The organism is Marinomonas sp. ef1 (assembly GCF_002806845.1).
Lineage (GTDB): Bacteria > Pseudomonadota > Gammaproteobacteria > Pseudomonadales > Marinomonadaceae > Marinomonas > Marinomonas polaris.
Map to the genome: position 1 here is coordinate 123,259 of NZ_NHTT01000010.1, position 19,610 is coordinate 142,868.

Genomic DNA, 19,610 nt, shown 5'->3' on the forward strand with positions numbered 1-19,610 from the left:
CTGCCATAACAAGGCAGGGTCAGACTTAAAAACTTAATTTAATGACTATCTTTTGGCACCGCAGCGCCTCGACAACCTTTTAAGAAGTCAAAATCGGCACCCGTATCAGCACCTTGTACGTGATCATGGAATAGTTTGATGTAACCACTTTTTGGTGGTTCCAAATGACTTTTCCAGTTTGCTAAACGTGTTGCCATTTCTTCATCGGAAATGTCCACATGAAGGCGGCGGTTTTCTACGTCTAGTTCAATCATGTCGCCATTTTGAATGACGGCCAATGGTCCACCAGCAGCAGCTTCTGGCGTAGTATGCAAAACCACGGTTCCATAAGCCGTTCCCGACATACGAGCATCAGAAATGCGTACCATGTCTTTAATGCCTTTGCGCAACACTTTTGGCGGCAAGCCCATGTTGCCAACTTCCGCCATACCTGGATAACCCTTTGGACCACAGTTCTTTAGCACCATGACACAGTTTTCATCGATATCCAAAGCTTCGTCATTGATCTTGGCTTTGTAGTCGTTAATGTCTTCAAAAACTACCGCTCTACCACGATGTTGCAATAAATGTGGTGACGCTGCAGAAGGTTTCAATACTGCACCTTGTGGCGCAAGATTGCCTTTCAATACAACAATACCGCCTTTTTGTGTCAGTGCTTTTTCAACTGGCAAAATAACGTCTGGGTTCCAGTTGCGAACCTCTTTCACTTCGTCCCAAATTGATTCACCGGACACAGTAATCGCGTCTTTATGCAGCTTGCCCGCTTCAGCCAAATGCTTGATTACGACTGGCAAACCACCTGCGTAGAAGAATTCTTCCATCAGGTATTTGCCTGACGGCATCAGGTTCACAATAGTGGCGATTTCTTGGCCTAATTTATCCCAATCATCTAGGGTTAAATCCACACCAACACGACCAGCAATAGCCAATAAGTGAATTACGGCATTGGTAGAACCACCAATCGCGCCATTGACACGAATCGCATTTTCAAAAGCTTGGCGAGTCAAAATATCAGACGGTTTCAAATCGTCTTTAACCATATCAACAATGCGACGACCCGTAAGATGCGCCATGACTCGACGACGGCTGTCTACCGCTGGAATCGCTGCGTTACCCGATAACGCCATACCCAAAGCTTCAGCCATAGACGCCATGGTGCTGGCGGTACCCATGGTGTTACAAGAACCTGCAGAGCGAGACATAGATTGCTCTGCCTCAAGGAAGTCTTCTTGGGTCATCTTGCCAGCTTTAATGTCTTCCGACATTTGCCACAGCGCCGTGCCAGATCCCACACGCTCGCCTCTGAAGTAGCCATTCAACATCGGGCCACCAGACACAACAATCGCTGGAATATCGACGCTACACGCACCCATAAGCAGCGCCGGTGTGGTTTTGTCACAACCTGCTAACAAGACAACACCATCGAGAGGATTCGCTCGTAAAGCTTCTTCGACGTCCATCGCCGCCATGTTGCGATACATCATCGCGGTAGGACGCAGTGAGCTCTCACCCACAGAGAACACAGGGAACTCTAGTGGCAAACCACCCGCTTCATAAATACCGTGTTTTACTCGATCAGCAAGATCACGAAGATGGGCGTTGCAAGGTGTAAGCTGCGACCAAGTATTACAAATGCCAATCACTGGACGACCATCAAATAAGTCCGCCGGCAAGCCTTGGTTTTTCATCCAGCTGCGGTGGTAAATATGATCACGTGAGGTACCGCCAAACCATTCGGTTGAACGTAATTTGCGGGGCCATGTTTTCGGTACGAACGTGCCTTTCTCAGAATCACTCATACCCAACCTCCATCAACGATAAAGTTTTGCGCCGAGCACATTGCCGCCGCATCGGACCCTAAAAACAGCGCCATATTGGCGATATGTTCAGGTAGCACCTTGCCTGTTAGGCATTGGCTTTGTTTAATTTTTTCTTCTGCCGCGTCATCAACCCACATGCGCAGTTGTTTTTCTGTCATCACCCAGCCAGGCACCAAGGTATTCACACGAATACCAGAGCCACCTAAATCACGAGCAAGGGATCGAGTTAAGCCATGAGTTGCCGCTTTGCTCGTGCCGTAAGTTGGATAACCTGCTGTCGCCATCATCCATCCCACAGAACCAAAATTGATAATCGAACCACCACCCAGTTTTCGCATCATCGGTGCAACTACTTGCGCGGCAAACATAGCATGTTTGATGTTCACCCCAACCAGTTCGTCAAAACGCTCTTCAGTCAGCGACTCCAACGAATGGCGCACATCGTTAGCTGCGTTATTCATCAACACAGAAATAGGCCCAAACGTCTCTGCGGCTGCACGGATTTTGCTTTGATAATCTTGAATATCAGTGATATCACACACTTCAAAGCGCACTTCAAAACCGTCTTTTTTAAGACGTTTGGCGAGCGCCGTGCCGGCTTTTTCATCCAAATCCACAAAGGCCGTTTTCGCGCCTTGCTTGGCATACGCTTCGACAATAGCAGCACCGATACCGGTTGCACCGCCAGAGATAAAGACCGAGCGATCTTTTAAATCTGGATAAACGGCGCTCTTTGTTTTATTCATAACGGCGCTACCTCGGTATCGAGTTCATCCGCTTTCGCCAAGGCATTGCGTAATGGCAGACCAAACGTAGGAGAGGAAATTTCAAAGACATCGCCTTCTTGTGCCTGAATACCATCGGCAAAAGACAAGGTTGCTGTGCCAAACATATGCACATGCAGATCGCCTGGCTGGCGGAAGATCGAATATTTGAAATGATGATGTTCTAAGTTTTTGAAGGTGTGCGACATATTGTCTTCACCTGATAAAAAGCCTTTTTCCCAAAGTGTTTTCTCACCGCGTTCAATGCGCGAATGACCATCGATGTGCATTGGCAATTCACCCACCAGCAACTCAGGACCAAACGCCGCTGGACGTAATTTCGAATGAGCTAGATACAAATAGTTTTGGCGCTCTGTTATGTGATCCGAAAATTCATTCGCCAAGGTGTAACCAAGACGATGTACTTTGCCGTCTTCGCCCACCAAGTAAAAGCCAGCGATCTCCGGCTCTTCACCACCATCCAAAGCAAAGGATGGTGAAGGTAAGGCATCGCCTGGTGCGATCACGCCAGCGCCATTGCCTTTATAAAACCATTCTGGCTGAACGCCTTCTTGACCGTCTTTCGGTTTGCCACCTTCAACGCCCATTTGGAAAATCTTCATCGAGTCCGTCAGTTCTTCGCTTTTCGCATGCATGGCATTACGAGTCGCGGCAGAACCTAGGTGCGTTAAACCTGTACCAGTCAAATACATATGTGCTGGATCAGGATGACGAACAGGGCAATCTAGCTGGTTGTTCTTAGCAAGCTCTGCCAAATTAACCGACTCGCCCAAACCATGTTTTTCAATAATAGACTTCAGCGGCACGCCATTTTTAACGGCTTCTTTTGCGAGTTCGTAAACACTCGATGCGTGAAGAACAAGGTGCGCTTCATTGCCTTCGCGACAGACCACACCACCTTGTTTAATTTGAGATAAAAACAACATAAATCGCTCCTTAACCCGCGTTCTTAACGCGCTTTTTGTTTGTTGTAGACGTCGAAGATAACCGCAGCGAGCAATACCAAGCCCTTGATAACCTGCTGCCAATCAATCCCTATACCTAATATCGACATCCCGTTATTCATGACACCCATGATGAAGGCACCAATCACCGCACCGATGATTTTACCAACGCCGCCTGACATGGAGGCTCCACCGATAAACACGGCAGCAATAACATCTAATTCAAAACCAAAACCCGCTTTCGGCGTGGCAGTATTCAAACGTGCCGCGAAGATCAACCCAGCCAAGGCCGCCAACATGCCCATATTGGCGAAGGTCAAAAAGGTCAAACGTTCGGTATTGATACCTGACAATTTGGCAGCTTTTTCATTACCACCCAAAGCATAAATACGACGACCGATGGTGGTGCTGTTAGTCAAAAAGGTATAAATCGCAATCAGCACCGCCATCGACATCAGCACATTCGGCAAGCCTCGATAAGTACTTAATAAGTAAGACAAATAGATGATCGCAGCAGCAACTAATACGTTTTTAACGATGAAGAAAGAAAATGGTTCATCTTGAATACCGTACTTCAGTGCACGAGAGCGAGTACGAGCAGCCAAGAACAATATTGCACTCGCCGCTAAGATACCAAGCACAAGCGCAGTAACATTCGGACGACCAATACCAAACACGTCAGGAATAAATCCGGTACTCAACAATTGGAAGCTTTTTGGGAAAGGCCCTACAGACTGACCTTCAAGCAATGCCAAGGTCAAACCACGGAACACCAACATGCCTGCCAAGGTGACGATAAAAGCTGGTATTTTCCAGTAGGCAATCCAGTAGCCTTGCAAACCACCGATAATCAAACCAACGACAAGACACACAGGCACGACAAGAATGGTCGGTAAGTCATAATTGACTGACATAACCGCCGCCAACGCACCAATGAAACCCGCCACTGAGCCGACCGATAAATCGATATGGCCGGCGACAATCACCAGCAACATACCAATAGCCATAATGATGATATAGCTGTTCTGTAAAAATAAGTTGGTTAAGTTAACCGGACGCATTAAGGTGCCGTCGGTCAAAAATTGAAACATGCCCATGATGACAACAAGCGCGATCAACATACCGTAATCACGCATATGTGATTTCAGGTAGCTGGTAACAGACGGTGCCGCTTGTACCACAGTAGAGGTTTCTTTTGTTGTAGCCATTTTTATTGCTCCCGCTATTATTATTCTCGCCGTTATTATTGCTATCGCTAGGCTTTTACTATCATTGACATGATTTTTTCTTGGCTTGCATTGGCTTTGTCTAACTCGCCAACAAAACGCCCTTCATTCATCACGTAAATACGATCACACATGCCAAGCAACTCTGGCATCTCTGAAGAAATCATCACCACGCCTTTGCCATCATCAGCAAGCTGGTTGATGATGTTATAAATTTCAAACTTAGCGCCCACATCAATACCGCGGGTTGGCTCGTCTAGAATCAAAACGTCTGGCTGCGAATATAGCCACTTACTCAACACCACTTTTTGTTGATTACCGCCCGATAAGTTCATCACTTTTTGAAACACACTTGGTGTTCGAATGTTTAGTGCTTTGCGATAGTCTTCTGACACTTGGCGTTCGATGTTTTCATCGATTACACCATGGGAAGACACTCGGTTAAGATTCGCCAACGTGGTGTTGGTCTGAATGGTTTCTTCTAGAATCAAACCCAATTCTTTACGGTCTTCGGTCACGTACGCCAAGCCACTTTTTATGGCTTTTGGCACAGTAGACAAATCGGCGATTTCACCGCGCAAACGCACTTCACCTTGAATGTTTTTACCGTAGCTTTTACCAAACAAACTCATCGCTAACTCGGTGCGACCTGAACCCATTAAGCCTGCGATACCAACCACTTCTCCGGCGTGTACATTGAACTCAATGTTATGAATCATTTGGCGATCTATTGCATCGGGATGCCATACATTCCAGCCACTGACTTCCATCATGGTTTTTCCTAGATGGCCTTCCCGCGCTGGATTGTTTCTTTGTGGATAACGGTCAGCCATATCACGGCCAACCATGTCGCGAATAATGTCTTCTTCACTGATATTTTGCGCATGACAATCCAGTGTAGATACAGAAGCGCCATCACGAATAACGGTGATGCTGTCTGCCACACGGCTGATTTCGTTCAACTTGTGGGTAATCAAGATAGAAGAGATACCTTGTGCTTTAAACTCCAATAACAAATCAAGCAACTTGGCGCTGTCGTTCTCTTGCAGTGCGGACGTTGGTTCGTCCAAAATTAATAATTTCACATCTTTAGCAAGGGCCTTGGCTATCTCAACGAGTTGCTGTTTGCCCACACCTAATTGACCCACTAAGGTCGATGGCGACTCTTTTAAGCCAACTTTTGCTAATAACGTTTGAGTACGAGAATAGGTTTTCGGCCAATTAATCACGCCACCTTCGACATTCTCGTTACCTAAAAATAGATTCTCAGCGATGGATAGAAGCGGCACTAACGCTAACTCTTGATGAATAATAATGATGCCTTTTTCTTCGCTGTCCGTGATGCCGGAAAACGCGACAGTTTCATCATTAAAAAGAATATCGCCTTGATAACTTCCATGTGGATAAACCCCACTCAACACCTTCATGAGAGTTGATTTACCCGCGCCATTTTCACCCACTAAAGCGTGAATCTCGCCAGCACGAACTTTAAGGTTCACCGAGTCGAGGGCTTTTACTCCAGGAAACGTCTTGGTAATGCTGCGCATTTCCAAAATAATATTTTCCATAAAACATCCCGTTAGCAGACGCGCTCTTGCCGTATCGACACACGGTCAACAACGCCTCCGCTGGTTTATTATTGTTGAATTAGGATAAATAAACAGTTTTTAACAAAGAATTGGCAAGCGCAGTGGTCGTGCGCTTATTCGACCTGAGACTTCGTATAGTAGCCGCTACCTAGCAACACATCTTGCCAGTTGGATTTATCAACTGTTACAGGCTCAAGCAAATAACTAGGAATCACCTTGATGCCGTTGTCATAGGTTTTAGTATCATTGATTTCAGGCTTCGCACCATTTAATACAGCTTGAACCATGCCTACCGTTACGTTGGCTAATTCACGCGTGTCTTTAAATATGGTGGAATATTGTTCACCTGCGATGATGGATTTCACTGATGGCACTTCTGCATCTTGACCCGTTACAATCGGCATTTTCATATTGCCAGAACCGTAACCTACACCTTTAAGTGACGACAAAATACCAATAGAAATACCATCATAAGGCGACAACACACCGTCTATGTGTTTCTTGGTGTAATGAGCAGACAACAAGTTATCCATACGTGCTTGAGCGGTCGCACCGTCCCAACGCAAGGTACCAACTTTGTCCATGCCCATTTGGCCAGAAACGACACTCACCTTGCCAGAATCGATCATCGGCTGAAGCACAGACATTGCACCGTTATAGAAGAAATAAGCGTTGTTATCGTCTGGAGAACCACCGAACAACTCGACGTTGTAAGGACCTTTACCACGTTTTTCCATGCCGCTTACCAAGGACTTGGCTTGCAACACGCCGACTTTGAAGTTATCAAATGTCGCGTAGTAGCTCACATAAGGGCTGTTTTTAATCAAACGGTCATAGGAGATAACTTTAATACCCGCAGCATCGGCGTTTTCCAATGCGTTAGATAGAGTCGTACCATCAATCGCGGCGATGACTAATACATCGACACCTTTTACGATCATGTTTTCAATCTGGGAAAGCTGATTTGGAATTTCATCTTCTGCGTACTGTAGATCAACTTTGTAACCAGCATCTTTGAAGAGTTTTACCATGGAGTCACCATCGGTGATCCAGCGAGCGGAAGACTTAGTTGGCATGGCAATACCAACATAACCATTCGCAGCCAAAGCACTAACGGAACTCAGCGCAGTGGCACCTAGTACTAAACCAGCAATGGTATTCTTTAGATAGTTCATTAGCTTCTCCTGTTACGGCCAAGCGAGCACCGTAAGGAACAAGCTTCAGGTGGCCATAGATTTTTTATGATTATTTTTTCGAGCCAATCAGGTCTTGAAAAACCTGTTATGCAGAGTAGGCAAAATGAACATACCAATCAAATAGAATAAATGTTGCTCTTCATATCATTTTTGATATGTTAATTTATTATGCGAGAACGAATATTTTGCAGCATTACGTGCTGCGCGGCTTAGACAAATTCCGTATGATAAAACTCCCCTTTACACATTCTTTAATTTAGAAGGAATCTATGGAATTCATTTGGATCTTATTCGCATTTGTATGCGGACTGGCCGTCAAGGTGATCAATTTACCGCCATTAATTGGTTTCTTATTAGCTGGTTTTTTACTTAACTATGCTGGTTTGGAACCAAGCAATACATTGGACTCCCTCGCCAATATTGGCATCACACTAATGCTGTTTAGTATCGGCTTAAAATTACATGTTAAAGACCTTCTAAAACGTGAAGTTTGGGCATCAACGCTAAGTCATATAGGAATAAGCACCATCCTATTTGCCGGGATTGCTTTGCTGCTTGGTACATTAAGCCTTCCATATTTTGGTGTGCTTGATTTTAAAACCGCCGCGCTTATCGGTTTCGCACTCAGTTTTTCCAGTACCGTTTGTATAATGAAACTGCTAGAAGAAAGTAGCGAACTAAAAACTCGCCATGGACAGTTATCTCTTGGCATTTTAGTTATGCAAGATATTGTAGCCGTAGTTTTTCTTGTGGCTGCTACCGGTAAAGTGCCTTCTATCTGGGCGCTGGGGTTATTTGGCTTGCTACTGATTCGTCCGATTATCAACAAAATCGTCGACAAAGCTGGTCACGGGGAAATGCTGCCATTAACAGGTCTTTTTCTTGCGCTAGGTGGCTATGAACTGTTTTACCTTGTTGGTGTAAAGGGCGACTTAGGCGCACTAATCTTCGGTATTTTATTAGCGTCACACCCCAAAGCCGCAGAAATGAATAAGTCGCTAATGAATTTCAAGGACTTGTTTTTAATTGGTTTTTTCTTGTCCATCGGCTTCACCGCATTACCCACATTAAGCATTGTCGGCATGAGCCTAATCATTACTTTAGTGATTCTGGTGAAGTTCGCACTCTTCTTCGTATTAATGACAAAAATGAAACTGCGCGGCCGAACTTCATTTTTATCATCGATAATTCTTTCTAACTACAGTGAATTTGGCTTAATTGTCGTTGCACTGAGTGTGGCAAACGGCTGGTTAGAAAAAGAATGGCTTGTCGTATTAGCATTGGCAGTGTCTTTCTCCTTCGTGATCACAAGCGTGCTTTATCGCAACGTTCACCGTATGTACCGGAAAAACAAAGACATCATTCGCCGTTTTGAAAGTGCAGATTGTTTATCCGAAGATATCTTCGTACAACCTGTAAACAGTGACATTCTCGTGGTGGGCTTAGGTCGAGTTGGACGCGGGGCATTTGACTCTTTAAAAGGTTTGGTGGGTGACACCGTCGCTGGAATGGATGCGGATCGTAATCGTATTAACCAAATGCAAGCGGCTAAAGAAAATGTATTCTACGGCGACGGTGAAGATGCGGATTTGTGGGAACGTTTGGACACGTCTCGAATTGAGCTCGTTTTGTTGGCATTGCCTGCCACAGAAGACACGACCAATGTAGCCATACAGCTGCGTAAAGCCAACTACACTGGACAAATCGCTGCTATTGCTCGCTATCAAGATGAAAGAGAAATCCTCATCAACAGCGGCATAGACAACGTCTTCAACTTCTACACAGAAGCCGGTACAGGTTTCGCTGAAGAAAGTTTGGCACTTATTCGACCACTAGAAAGCGCCGTAGCTGCCTAGCTATTTCAAAGCTGGGCTATTATAAAGCTCTAGAAGATAAAACTAAAAACGCGGTGCCGTTAACATGGCTCCGCGTTTTTTATTGACTCTATTTATGCAGACCTAGCTTCGTCTATCTTGGCTTTCACCGCTTCGGCTTTTTCCGTCAGTTCTGAATAGAGTCGGATGTCACCGCCGCGTTGGGCTTGCATGGCTTTTTCTAGTAACTCGCCATATTCTTTATCGAGCTTTTTAATCGGATCGGACTTTAGAAAAGAAAACATAATTAGCCTATGGTTATGAGTTTATAGAGTTAATACGACGCAGACTGAGATTTAGATCGTTTTGACTAACAAATTACCTAAACAAAAACGCCAATCAGATTTCTCTGATTGGCGCTTTATGAGTTACGTATAAACAGCAATCGTACTTAAACGTCTAGGAAATCCATAATCCCTTCAGCCGCTTTACGACCTTCATCAATAGCCGTTACTACTAGGTCTGAACCACGCACCATGTCGCCACCAGCAAAGATTTTCTCATTAGTAGTTTGGAACATGAATTTGCCGTTCTTCGGAGCGATAACACGACCACGAGCGTCTGTTTCGATACCAAATTTTTCGAACCAAGGCGCAGGGCTTGCTTGGAATCCAAAGGCAATTAATACGGTGTCTGCAGGAATGATCTGCTCGCTACCTTCAACAATCTCAGCGGTACGACGGCCGTTTTCGTCAGGCGCGCCCATTTGAGTCTCAACAACCTTGATGCCTTCCACTTTGCCGTTACCAATGATTTCCACTGGCTGACGGTTGAAAAGGAACTGTACGCCCTCTTCTTTCGCGTTTTGCACTTCTTTACGAGAACCCGGCATGTTTTCTTGGTCACGACGGTAAGCACAAGTAACACTTTTCGCGCCTTGACGAATCGCAGTACGGTTACAGTCCATCGCTGTATCACCACCACCCAAGACAACCACTTGCTTGCCTTTTAGGTTCACGTAATCAGCAGCATCTTCTTCGAAGTCTAGGCAATGGTTAACGTTAGAAATCAGGTAATCCAAGGCATCGTGAACACCCGGAAGATCTTCACCTGGGAAGCCGCCTTTCATGTATTTATAAGTACCCATGCCTAAAAACACTGCATCGTACTCTGCCAATACGTGTTCGAATGGCACGTCATCACCAACAGAAGTTCCGAGAACAAACTCAACGCCCATCTCTTCAAAAATTTCACGACGACGTGTCATGACGCTTTTTTCCAGTTTGAATTCTGGAATACCAAACGTCAGCAAGCCACCGATTTCTGGGTACTTATCAAATACCACAGGCTTGATACCGTTACGCACCAAAACATCTGCACAAGCAAGACCTGCAGGACCCGCACCAACGATAGCAACCGTTTTGTTAACCGGTACTACGTTAGACATATCAGGACGCCAGCCCAAAGCAAAAGCCGTATCTGTGATGTATTTTTCAACAGAACCGATCGTCACCGCACCAAAGCCACCTTCGCCAAGCGTACAAGCGCCTTCACAAAGACGATCTTGTGGACAAACGCGACCACAGACTTCTGGCAAAGAGTTGGTTTGATGACTCAACTCAGCCGCTTCTAAAATGCTACCTTCACTCACCAGCCTCAGCCAGTTTGGAATGTAGTTATGTACTGGGCATTTCCACTCACAATAAGGGTTTCCGCACTCTAGACAGCGGTGTGCTTGATCTTTCGCACCCACTTCTTCGAATGGTTTATAAATTTCGACGAATTGCGCCTTACGAGTAATTAAAGGCTTTTTCTTAGGATCCTTACGGTCCACTTCGACGAATTGAAATACGTTGTTCAAGCGCTCAGACATAAGCTGCTATCTCCTCGGCCGCCTGTAAACAGACAGCGCTTCTCTCAAATGGGTCAGACTGATTCGTTCACAGCGCTTAGTTTGTTTCATTACAAACCAAGCGCCATAACAGCGTGTTTTATTCCGGACGTTGACGAGTGTTTGCCAATAGCGCGCCTAAACTCGCGGCTTTTGGTTTGACTAGCCAGAACTTACCAATGTAGTCATAGAAGTTTTCTAAGATCTCATGGCCCCATTCGCTGTCAGTTTCTCGGACGTATTCTTCGATCACAGAACGAAGGTGTGAACGATACTCTTCCGTCAATTCCGTACCGATACGGTGAATTTCCACCAATTCGTGGTTGTACTTATCTACGAAGGTACGGTCTAAATCGAGTACGTAAGCGAAACCGCCAGTCATACCCGCACCAAAGTTGTAACCCGTATTACCAAGCACAGTTACCATGCCGCCAGTCATGTATTCACAGCAGTGATCGCCTGCACCTTCGATAACCGTATGAGCACCTGAGTTACGTACAGCAAAACGCTCACCTGCCGTACCTGCAGCAAACAACTTACCGCCCGTCGCGCCATACAAACAAGTGTTACCGATAATGGCAGAATCTTGTGATTTGAAAACAGATCCTTTTGGAGAACGAATAACCAATTTGCCGCCTGTCATGCCTTTACCAACATAATCGTTAGCATCGCCTTCTAGGTACATGTTCAAACCACCCGCGTTCCATACACCGAAACTTTGACCTGCCGTACCAGTCAACTTCAATGTTAATGGGACATCAGACATGCCTTGGTTACCGTAACGTTTGGCAATCTCACCAGACAAACGAGCACCGATAGAACGGTCGCAGTTGGTCACTTCAAAAGTAAACTCTCCACCTTCTTTTTCTTCAATCACGTCTTTAACTGTGTCCCACATTTTCAAAGCCAATAGGCCTTTATCATGTGGTGGGTTAAATGGTGAATTGCAGTATTGTGCTTTGTTCGCTGGAATCGCATCGTTTTTCAAGATCGGTGAAAGATCTAAATTACGTTGCTTATCCGTTTCACCCGGCAAGATAGCTAATAGGTCTGTACGACCAATCAAATCTTGCAGGCTGGCAACACCCAGTTTCGCTAACCATAGACGCGTATCTTCTGCCATAAAGCGGAAGAAGTTTTTGATCATTTCTACCGTACCGATGAAGTGCTCATCACGTAGCATTTGATCCTGAGTTGCCACACCAGTCGCACAGTTATTCAAGTGACAAATACGCAAGAACTTACAACCCATGGCAACCATTGGCGTGGTACCAAAACCAAAGCTTTCAGCACCAAGAATCGCCGCTTTCACCACATCCAAACCAGTTTTTAGACCACCGTCGGTTTGCAGACGAATTTTGCCGCGAAGATCGTTAGAACGAAGTGCTTGTTGCGCTTCCGCTAAACCTAACTCCCAAGGCGAACCCGCATGGCGAATAGAGGTAATAGGCGATGCAGCAGTACCACCGTCATAGCCAGAGATGGTGATCAAATCCGCGTAAGCTTTCGCAACACCCGCGGCAATCGTCCCAACGCCCGGTTCAGAAACCAGTTTCACCGACACCAAAGCGTCTGGGTTAACTTGTTTCAAATCGAAAATCAGCTGCGCCAAATCTTCGATAGAATAAATATCGTGATGTGGTGGCGGCGAAATCAAGGTAACACCTGGAACTGCATAACGTAGACGAGCGATTAAGCCGTTTACTTTACCGCCAGGCAGCTGGCCACCTTCACCCGGTTTTGCACCTTGTGCGACTTTAATCTGTAGCACTTCAGCGTTAACCAAATATTCTGGTGTGACACCAAAGCGGCCAGACGCGATTTGCTTGATCTTAGAGCGACGCTCAGTACCGTGACGAGCTGGATCTTCACCACCCTCACCAGAGTTAGATCGACAGCCTAATTCGTTCATCGCTTGAGCTAGAGCCTCGTGTGCCTCTGGAGACAAAGCACCCAATGACATACCCGCTGAGTCGAAACGAGGTAGAATCTCTTCAATAGATTCCACTGTGTCTAACGGAATGGCTTTCGCTTTGTCAGACAAAGTAAACAAGTCACGCAACATAGACGCTGGACGGTTGTTCACTAGCTCTGTGTATTTGGTGAAATCTTCAAAGCGACCACTGCCCACTGCAGTTTGCAAATTGCGAACTACGTCTGGGTTAAACGCATGGTATTCCGCTTCATGGACGTATTTTAGGTAACCGCCCTGTTGAATAGGTTTACGCAATTTCCACGCATTGCTTGCGATGGATTCTTGATCCTTTTGGAAATCTTCAAAGCGTGCGCCTTTAATACGGCTTGGAACACCTTTGAAACATAGATCGACTACTTTCGTGTCCAAACCAACTGCTTCAAATAACTGCGCACCACGGTATGAGGCAATCGTCGAAATGCCCATCTTAGAGATAATTTTCATCAGGCCTTTGTTAATACCTTTACGGTATTTAACGTGGCAAGCAATTGGGTCACCCAAGACTTCGCCTTTATCAATCATGTCGTTGATTAAACGATAAGAAAGATACGGATAAACCGCTGTTGCACCAAAGCCTAATAGTACAGCAAATTGATGAGGATCACGGGCAAAGCCGGTGTCAGCGATGATGTTGGAATCACAACGCAAACCTTGCTTAGACAAATAATGATGCACCGCACCTACCGCCATAGGCGAAGGAATAGGCAAATGGCCTTTTGCTATATCACGGTCAGTCAATACAACAATCACGGCACCATTACGTACCACTTCTTCCGCTTTCAATCGCAAGTTTTTAATCGCTTGCTCAAGAGAAACTTCTTCTGGGTTGTAATTGGTATTTAGACGAACCAAACGGAAACGATGATCATCTAACGCTAACAAACGGCTGTATTTACGTGGTGACAATACAGGCGATGACAAGATAATACGGTTTGCGTGTTTTGGCGTTTCTTCAAATAAGTTACGTTCCACACCAATACAAGTTTCCAACGACATGACAACAGATTCACGTAATGGATCTATTGGTGGATTAGTTACCTGTGCAAACTTCTGACGGAAATAATCTGTCACTGGGCGAGTCTGGCTAGACATAACCGCCATCGGCGTGTCATCACCCATAGAACCTACTGCCTCATGACCGCTTTCTGCCAATGGACGGAAAATTTGCTCGCGTTCTTCAAAAGACACTTGGAACATCTTCTGATAGGTCAGCATTTCTTCTTTGGTGAAAGGTTCAAACTCTAGAGAAGATTCTTCCAACAAAGATTCGATGCGAATCGCTTCCTGCTTCAACCATTTTTTGTATGGGTGCATGGATTTAAGGCGATTATCGATGTCATCCGTGTGCAGCACTTTGCCGTTTTGCGTATCAATTACCAACATTTGGCCAGGACCTACACGGCCTTTTGACACAACATCTTCTGACTTGTAGCCGTAAGTACCGACTTCAGAAGCAAGCGTAATAAAGCCGTTTTTAGTAATGACCCAACGAGCAGGACGCAAACCGTTACGATCAAGCATACAAATAGCATGACGTCCGTCGGTCATTACCAAACCAGCTGGGCCGTCCCAAGGATCCATGTGCATAGAGTTGTACTGGTAGAAAGCACGCAACTCTGGATCCATGTTTTCAACGTTTTGCCACGCTGGTGGAATGATCAAACGCGCAGCGCGGAAAATATCCACGCCACCAGTTACCAAAACTTCCAACATGTTATCCATGGAAGAAGAGTCAGAACCCGTTAAGTTAACAATAGGCTGAAGGTCTTGTAGTTCAGGAATCAAAGGCGTGCGTAGCTTGCTGCTACGAGCCAATGCCCAGTTACGGTTACCTTCGATGGTATTGATCTCACCGTTGTGAGCAAGCATGCGGAACGGTTGTGCCAAAGGCCACTTAGGAAGCGTATTAGTAGAGAAACGTTGGTGGAAAACACAAATCGCTGTTTGCATTTTTTCGTTGCCCAAATCTTTATAAAAGAAAGGCAAGTCCACTGGCATCATCAAACCTTTGTATGCCAATACTTTGTCAGACAAAGAACAGATGTAGAAGTTTTCGTATTGCGCTAACGCGATTTCAGTTTGGCGACGAGCGACAAACAAACGTGTTGCGAAAGTACGGGCATCCATACGGTTGCTATCAACAAATACTTGCTCGATACGAGGCAAGCAATCCATCGCGATAACACCAAGGCAAGACGCATCGATTGGCACTTCACGCCAACCCACTACATTCAAACCCTCATCAGTCAATTTTTTCGTCAAAGTTTCACGTTGCTCACTTGCAAGCGCGTCATCTTGATCAAGAAACACCATGCCGATGCCATAAAGGTCAGACAAGGTGTGATTAAATAAAGCGTGTGCTTCACCACGTAAAAATAGATCCGGCTTTTGGATAAGAAGACCACAGCCGTCACCTGTTTTGCCATCAGCGGCGATGCCGCCACGGTGTGTCATACATGTCAAAGACTCAATGGCTGTCTTAAGTAATTCATGGCTAGTATTGCCTTCCATGTGAGCAATTAAGCCAAAGCCACAGTTGTCTTTGAACTCGCCAGGACGATAAAGGCCTGCATTCATACACCAACTCCCACAGTTGAAACGTAAAAAATAAAATTAGATATAAATTCGATTATCAAGTGGCTGGGCTAAAAAGCGAAAGCGTGAAAGAACTCGCTTCGAGAATGACTATCATCTACCCAAAATACCACCGAAATGGATGATCATACTACTCTGCCGAAGAGCACTACTCAAACGAGCATAGGCCTGACTTATGTTATTTTGGCGCTTTTTATAGGAGTTTTAGCGGCAAATAGCGAGGACTTAGAGAATTATCTATGGCTGGAGTTTTTCCAAACAGAAAATTCCACTGTTCATTCATGTTTTTCAGGGAATTACAGTGATTTTTACTAAATTGAGAGGTTTGCTATACAAAAGCCTCACAAAAAGAGGATTTGATGGCATTTTATACGCGTTGAATCAGAAGAAAACTCGGTATTGTCGAGATAAAACATAAACTGCAAACGTAAAATAGCATGAGATGCTTTGCACAAAGTCACGAACGAAGCTAAAGACTAGACAAAGGTCTCAGCAGATATCACTGGGCTTTCTTAATATCATCCTGAATACCACGAGCACTTCGCGCCCAAGGATTAAGGTCACGAATATCTTTAGGAAGAGATTCCGCTGCAGCTATCGCTTCGCTACGATTACGATAAGAACCATAAACCACGACAAACCAATCCTTGCCATTATGTTTTGACTTAAAATAACCAAAGGCATCCACACCGCCTTGATCACGAATAAAGTCCTGCACGGTTCCTTTATTGTGTGTTCCTAATAGCTGTAAGGTATAACGGTTTGGATTCTGGGATAGCCACCATTCCGTCTTATCAAAACGGTCTTGTGAGACTTTTAGGTTGGTTTGTTCATTTTTAGTTGGCACCATTTCAGTTGGTGCATCAACAGTAGGAGCGGCTTGCGCTAAAGGCGCCTCTGCACGAATAGGTGCAGTAGAAATAGCTGGGGTCATCATAGATGTAGCATTCGGCTGCTCAGTAGATGGAGCATTAGACATACTTATCGCAGGCAATGAAGAAGTACCAGCTGGGATAGGTGGAAGTATAATTTCACCTTCTTGGCCGATCTTACGCTGCATGGCATCAATGCGCGCAATCGTCTCCGCTGAGGATTGCCCCTGCCGTGAACTTAAAGGAATAACATTACTGGTTCTATCGGCCGTCGATGTCGAAGGCTTATCAGACTGTTTATCAGAGAATAATACCGCAACTAAAATGCCAAGCATAACCACGGAAAGCAGCGCCATATGCGCCAAAGGGAATCCCACAGCCAGATTAAAACGCATGGCAGATTTTGCAGGTTTATTACCATTGCCCATCATGGTCTGAGCAAGCTGGTTAATTCGACCGGGGTAACCACCAGACTCTTGATAAATTTGTTTCACTTGCTTGTCATTAAACGGCAAATTAATTCCACCGCCAACCGCGCGTACACGATGCAATAAGTAAGCACGTGTTTGCTCTAATGAATAAGGCGCTAAGGTAAATGAATGACTTAGTTGTTCATAACGAGAGCGCTGATAAGCATCAAGGTTACGTGATAAAGAGTATTCGCTGAACAACACAATATGAGGAACGGTTTGATTTTCAGTCGCCAATGACATCATGTCTAACAGCATGCTCACCGCATCTGTGTTTAGCTCTTGGGCATTATCAATTAACACCAATGCCGCTTGGCCTTTCTCATCTAAATCATGAGAAAACTTAAGCAAAGGGCCGAAGGTGGTTTCATTCGGAGGTTGTGTGAAATGACTAGCAAAACCAGCATATATAGCTTGTAGCAATTGCCCTGCCGTCATCAGCATAGTCGCTTTAACGTGACTAACAACAGTGGTGTCATCTTGATGACGAGCAAATTCCATCAAAAAACGACTTTTGCCACTGCCTTGTGGCCCTTGAACCACAGACAGTAAACTACTGTAGCGACTCAAATGCTCAAGCAAAGCCAGTTGCTGATTACCTTCTTCAGACGCAAAATAAAGCGATGCATCCTTCGAGCCAAAAGGATCCCTCAGCGTTGCTTTTGGGGGCTGATTAAGCGCATCCTCTAGATCAAACTGAAAGTCTGGCTTAGACATAGTCGTCCTTCAACATTAAATAACTAACAAGATTAAGCAAGGCTAGCTTGTTTACTCGCTTCAAGTGCATCCAAAAGACAGGAATTAAAGTCTTCCATCGGAAAATCCGATGTTACGATCGCATCACCCAATGCACCAAGCAGAACCAAACGCAAGCTTCCATCCAATACTTTTTTATCTAACGCCATGCGTTCAACAAAGCACTCGACCGTCATCTCGGCAGGCGGTAAGACTGGTAAATTTGCCGCTTGAAATAGCGCTACGGAACGACAGATATCTTGTTCCGTTAAATTCCCCATACGCCAAGAAAGATCAATCGCTAACATACTACCAGCAGCAACAGCTTCACCGTGCAACCAATTGCCGTAGCCCATTTCTGTTTCAATCGCATGACCAAACGTATGGCCTAGGTTTAAAATAGCACGAATGCCACCTTCTCTCTCGTCTTGTGCAACCACATTGGCTTTAGCCAAACAAGAACGATAAATAGCATCGCTAATTTTATCGCTATCCAACGTCATTAACTGAGGCATCTCTTGCTCTAACCAATCAAAAAATGGCACATCGCAAATCAAACCGTATTTGATGACTTCCGCCATGCCTGCTGACAGTTCACGCTGCGGCAAGCTCAACAAGGTTTCAGTATCGATAATCACAGCTTGAGGCTGATAAAACGCACCTATCATGTTTTTTCCAAGCGGATGATTCACACCTGTTTTTCCGCCGACAGAAGAATCAACTTGAGACAATAAAGTCGTTGGCACTTGAATAAAAGGCACACCTCGCTGATACGTCGCGGCTGCAAACCCAGCCATATCACCAACTACACCACCGCCCAAAGCGATAACGGTAGTAGTTCGATTATGCTTTGCTTCCAATAAAGCAGACATGATCATGCCGTAAGTTTCTAGCGTTTTATATACCTCACCATCAGGCAAAATACAGGTATCAACTTTATAATCTACTGATAGCATTGACACAATGGGTTCTAGATATAAAGGCGCAATGGTCTCATTGGTTACTATCATGACTTGTTTGCCATGAATCGCATCATCAAAAAGGGCTTTCTGCTGACGAATACCGCTACCAATAAAAATAGGGTAGCTACGATCGCCAAGGTCAACGGTTAACGTGCGCATTAGGATACAGTTATCTCCATTTTAAGATGGCGCTTGATTGCATCTAGCACCTTATTAGCGACAGAACGAGGGTGACGAGAATCTGTTTCAATAACTAAAGTAGCTACTTCTCTATATAGAGGATCACGTACTTCAAATAATTTTTTTAACGTTGCTCGCGGATCACCAGTTTGTAAAAGAGGTCGATGAGTACTTTTTGAGGTGCGATATAATTGTTGAGCAACAGAAGCGTACAAATACACCACTAGCGCATTTTCTCGAAGAATATCTCTATTTTCTTCGCGCATCACGATGCCGCCACCGGTTGCTAACACACAATCACCAGTGTCCGATTCTGCTATTGAGGCCAGCGCTTGAGTTTCACGCTTACGAAAACCGTCTTCACCTTCCCGTTCAAAAATCCAAGGAATGTCTGCGCCGGCATTGTCTTCTATGACTTTATCGAGATCATAAAATTCTTTGCCCATCGATTGAGAAATCAAACGGCCTATCGTCGTTTTTCCTGCGCCCATCGGGCCTACTAAAATAATATTGGGGGCTTTTATCATTGTATTCAATTACGTCGGAATTAAGCAGA

Annotated in this window: 13 protein-coding genes; 1 reads left to right on the plus strand and 12 read right to left on the minus strand. The window is 45.1% G+C overall.

All coding sequences use genetic code 11. The features are described from left to right. Positions 1-38: 38 nt before the first annotated feature. The 6 genes from araD to chvE all read right to left on the minus strand — a co-directional run bounded on the left by araD (position 39) and on the right by chvE (position 7,539). Complete coding sequence (gene araD, locus CCS02_RS15195; RefSeq protein ID WP_072840813.1) at positions 39-1,799, minus strand: L-arabinonate dehydratase; 1,761 nt, start codon at positions 1,797-1,799, stop codon at positions 39-41. Then, the gene (locus CCS02_RS15200; RefSeq protein ID WP_100186691.1) at positions 1,796-2,566 is read right to left on the minus strand and encodes an SDR family NAD(P)-dependent oxidoreductase; all 771 of its coding nucleotides are present in this window, start codon (positions 2,564-2,566) and stop codon (positions 1,796-1,798) included. Before CCS02_RS15200 ends, araD begins: the two co-directional genes overlap by 4 nt. Next, positions 2,563-3,531, minus strand: coding sequence for an AraD1 family protein (araD1, locus tag CCS02_RS15205; RefSeq protein ID WP_100186690.1), 969 nt, complete (start codon positions 3,529-3,531; stop codon positions 2,563-2,565). The genes CCS02_RS15200 and araD1 overlap by 4 nt, the downstream gene beginning before the upstream one ends. Positions 3,532-3,554: 23 nt before the next feature. Next, complete coding sequence (mmsB, locus tag CCS02_RS15210; RefSeq protein WP_100637031.1) at positions 3,555-4,757, minus strand: multiple monosaccharide ABC transporter permease; 1,203 nt, start codon at positions 4,755-4,757, stop codon at positions 3,555-3,557. Positions 4,758-4,804: 47 nt separating this feature from the next. Continuing rightward, positions 4,805-6,343: a multiple monosaccharide ABC transporter ATP-binding protein gene (gene mmsA, locus CCS02_RS15215; RefSeq protein WP_072840816.1), complete on the minus strand. Its 1,539-nt coding sequence runs from the start codon at positions 6,341-6,343 to the stop codon at positions 4,805-4,807. 134 nt (positions 6,344-6,477) lie between these two features. Then, entirely contained in the window at positions 6,478-7,539 is a 1,062-nt protein-coding gene (chvE, locus tag CCS02_RS15220) for a multiple monosaccharide ABC transporter substrate-binding protein (protein WP_072840817.1), read from the minus strand. Between the two features lie 290 nt (positions 7,540-7,829). Between chvE and CCS02_RS15225 the strand changes: the two genes are divergently transcribed. Then, positions 7,830-9,416, plus strand: coding sequence for a cation:proton antiporter family protein (locus tag CCS02_RS15225; RefSeq protein ID WP_100637032.1), 1,587 nt, complete (start codon positions 7,830-7,832; stop codon positions 9,414-9,416). Between the two features lie 92 nt (positions 9,417-9,508). Here the strand turns inward: CCS02_RS15225 and CCS02_RS22170 are convergent, their stop codons facing one another. The 6 genes from CCS02_RS22170 to CCS02_RS15250 all read right to left on the minus strand — a co-directional run bounded on the left by CCS02_RS22170 (position 9,509) and on the right by CCS02_RS15250 (position 19,581). Beyond that, positions 9,509-9,679: a DUF6435 family protein gene (locus CCS02_RS22170; protein WP_012071773.1), complete on the minus strand. Its 171-nt coding sequence runs from the start codon at positions 9,677-9,679 to the stop codon at positions 9,509-9,511. A gap of 146 nt (positions 9,680-9,825) precedes the next feature. Then, positions 9,826-11,247 carry an FAD-dependent oxidoreductase gene (locus tag CCS02_RS15230; RefSeq protein ID WP_100637033.1) on the minus strand — a complete coding sequence of 474 codons (1,422 nt, stop codon included), beginning with the start codon at positions 11,245-11,247 and terminating at the stop codon, positions 9,826-9,828. Between the two features lie 118 nt (positions 11,248-11,365). Further along, entirely contained in the window at positions 11,366-15,817 is a 4,452-nt protein-coding gene (gene gltB, locus CCS02_RS15235) for a glutamate synthase large subunit (RefSeq protein WP_100186687.1), read from the minus strand. A 517-nt stretch (positions 15,818-16,334) separates the two neighbouring features. Next, on the minus strand, positions 16,335-17,894 hold the full coding sequence (locus CCS02_RS15240; RefSeq protein WP_100186686.1) for an SPOR domain-containing protein: 1,560 nt from the start codon (positions 17,892-17,894) through the stop codon (positions 16,335-16,337). Positions 17,895-17,926: 32 nt separating this feature from the next. Beyond that, positions 17,927-19,033 carry a 3-dehydroquinate synthase gene (gene aroB, locus CCS02_RS15245; RefSeq protein WP_100186685.1) on the minus strand — a complete coding sequence of 369 codons (1,107 nt, stop codon included), beginning with the start codon at positions 19,031-19,033 and terminating at the stop codon, positions 17,927-17,929. Continuing rightward, positions 19,033-19,581 carry a shikimate kinase gene (locus CCS02_RS15250; protein ID WP_072840823.1) on the minus strand — a complete coding sequence of 183 codons (549 nt, stop codon included), beginning with the start codon at positions 19,579-19,581 and terminating at the stop codon, positions 19,033-19,035. Before CCS02_RS15250 ends, aroB begins: the two co-directional genes overlap by 1 nt. Positions 19,582-19,610: the final 29 nt, after the last annotated feature.

Excerpts from the sequence above, each read along its gene's own strand:
- CCS02_RS15230 (WP_100637033.1), bottom strand. The coding sequence starts at position 11,247 with ATGTCTGAGCGCTTGAACAACGTATTTCAATTCGTCGAAGTGGACCGT.
- mmsB (WP_100637031.1), bottom strand. The coding sequence starts at position 4,757 with ATGGCTACAACAAAAGAAACCTCTACTGTGGTACAAGCGGCACCGTCT.
- CCS02_RS15240 (WP_100186686.1), bottom strand. The coding sequence starts at position 17,894 with ATGTCTAAGCCAGACTTTCAGTTTGATCTAGAGGATGCGCTTAATCAG.
- araD (WP_072840813.1), bottom strand. The coding sequence starts at position 1,799 with ATGAGTGATTCTGAGAAAGGCACGTTCGTACCGAAAACATGGCCCCGC.
- araD1 (WP_100186690.1), bottom strand. The coding sequence starts at position 3,531 with ATGTTGTTTTTATCTCAAATTAAACAAGGTGGTGTGGTCTGTCGCGAA.
- CCS02_RS15225 (WP_100637032.1), top strand. The coding sequence starts at position 7,830 with ATGGAATTCATTTGGATCTTATTCGCATTTGTATGCGGACTGGCCGTC.
- mmsA (WP_072840816.1), bottom strand. The coding sequence starts at position 6,343 with ATGGAAAATATTATTTTGGAAATGCGCAGCATTACCAAGACGTTTCCT.
- aroB (WP_100186685.1), bottom strand. The coding sequence starts at position 19,033 with ATGCGCACGTTAACCGTTGACCTTGGCGATCGTAGCTACCCTATTTTT.
- gltB (WP_100186687.1), bottom strand. The coding sequence starts at position 15,817 with ATGAATGCAGGCCTTTATCGTCCTGGCGAGTTCAAAGACAACTGTGGC.
- CCS02_RS15250 (WP_072840823.1), bottom strand. The coding sequence starts at position 19,581 with ATGATAAAAGCCCCCAATATTATTTTAGTAGGCCCGATGGGCGCAGGA.
- CCS02_RS15200 (WP_100186691.1), bottom strand. The coding sequence starts at position 2,566 with ATGAATAAAACAAAGAGCGCCGTTTATCCAGATTTAAAAGATCGCTCG.
- chvE (WP_072840817.1), bottom strand. The coding sequence starts at position 7,539 with ATGAACTATCTAAAGAATACCATTGCTGGTTTAGTACTAGGTGCCACT.
- CCS02_RS22170 (WP_012071773.1), bottom strand. The coding sequence starts at position 9,679 with ATGTTTTCTTTTCTAAAGTCCGATCCGATTAAAAAGCTCGATAAAGAA.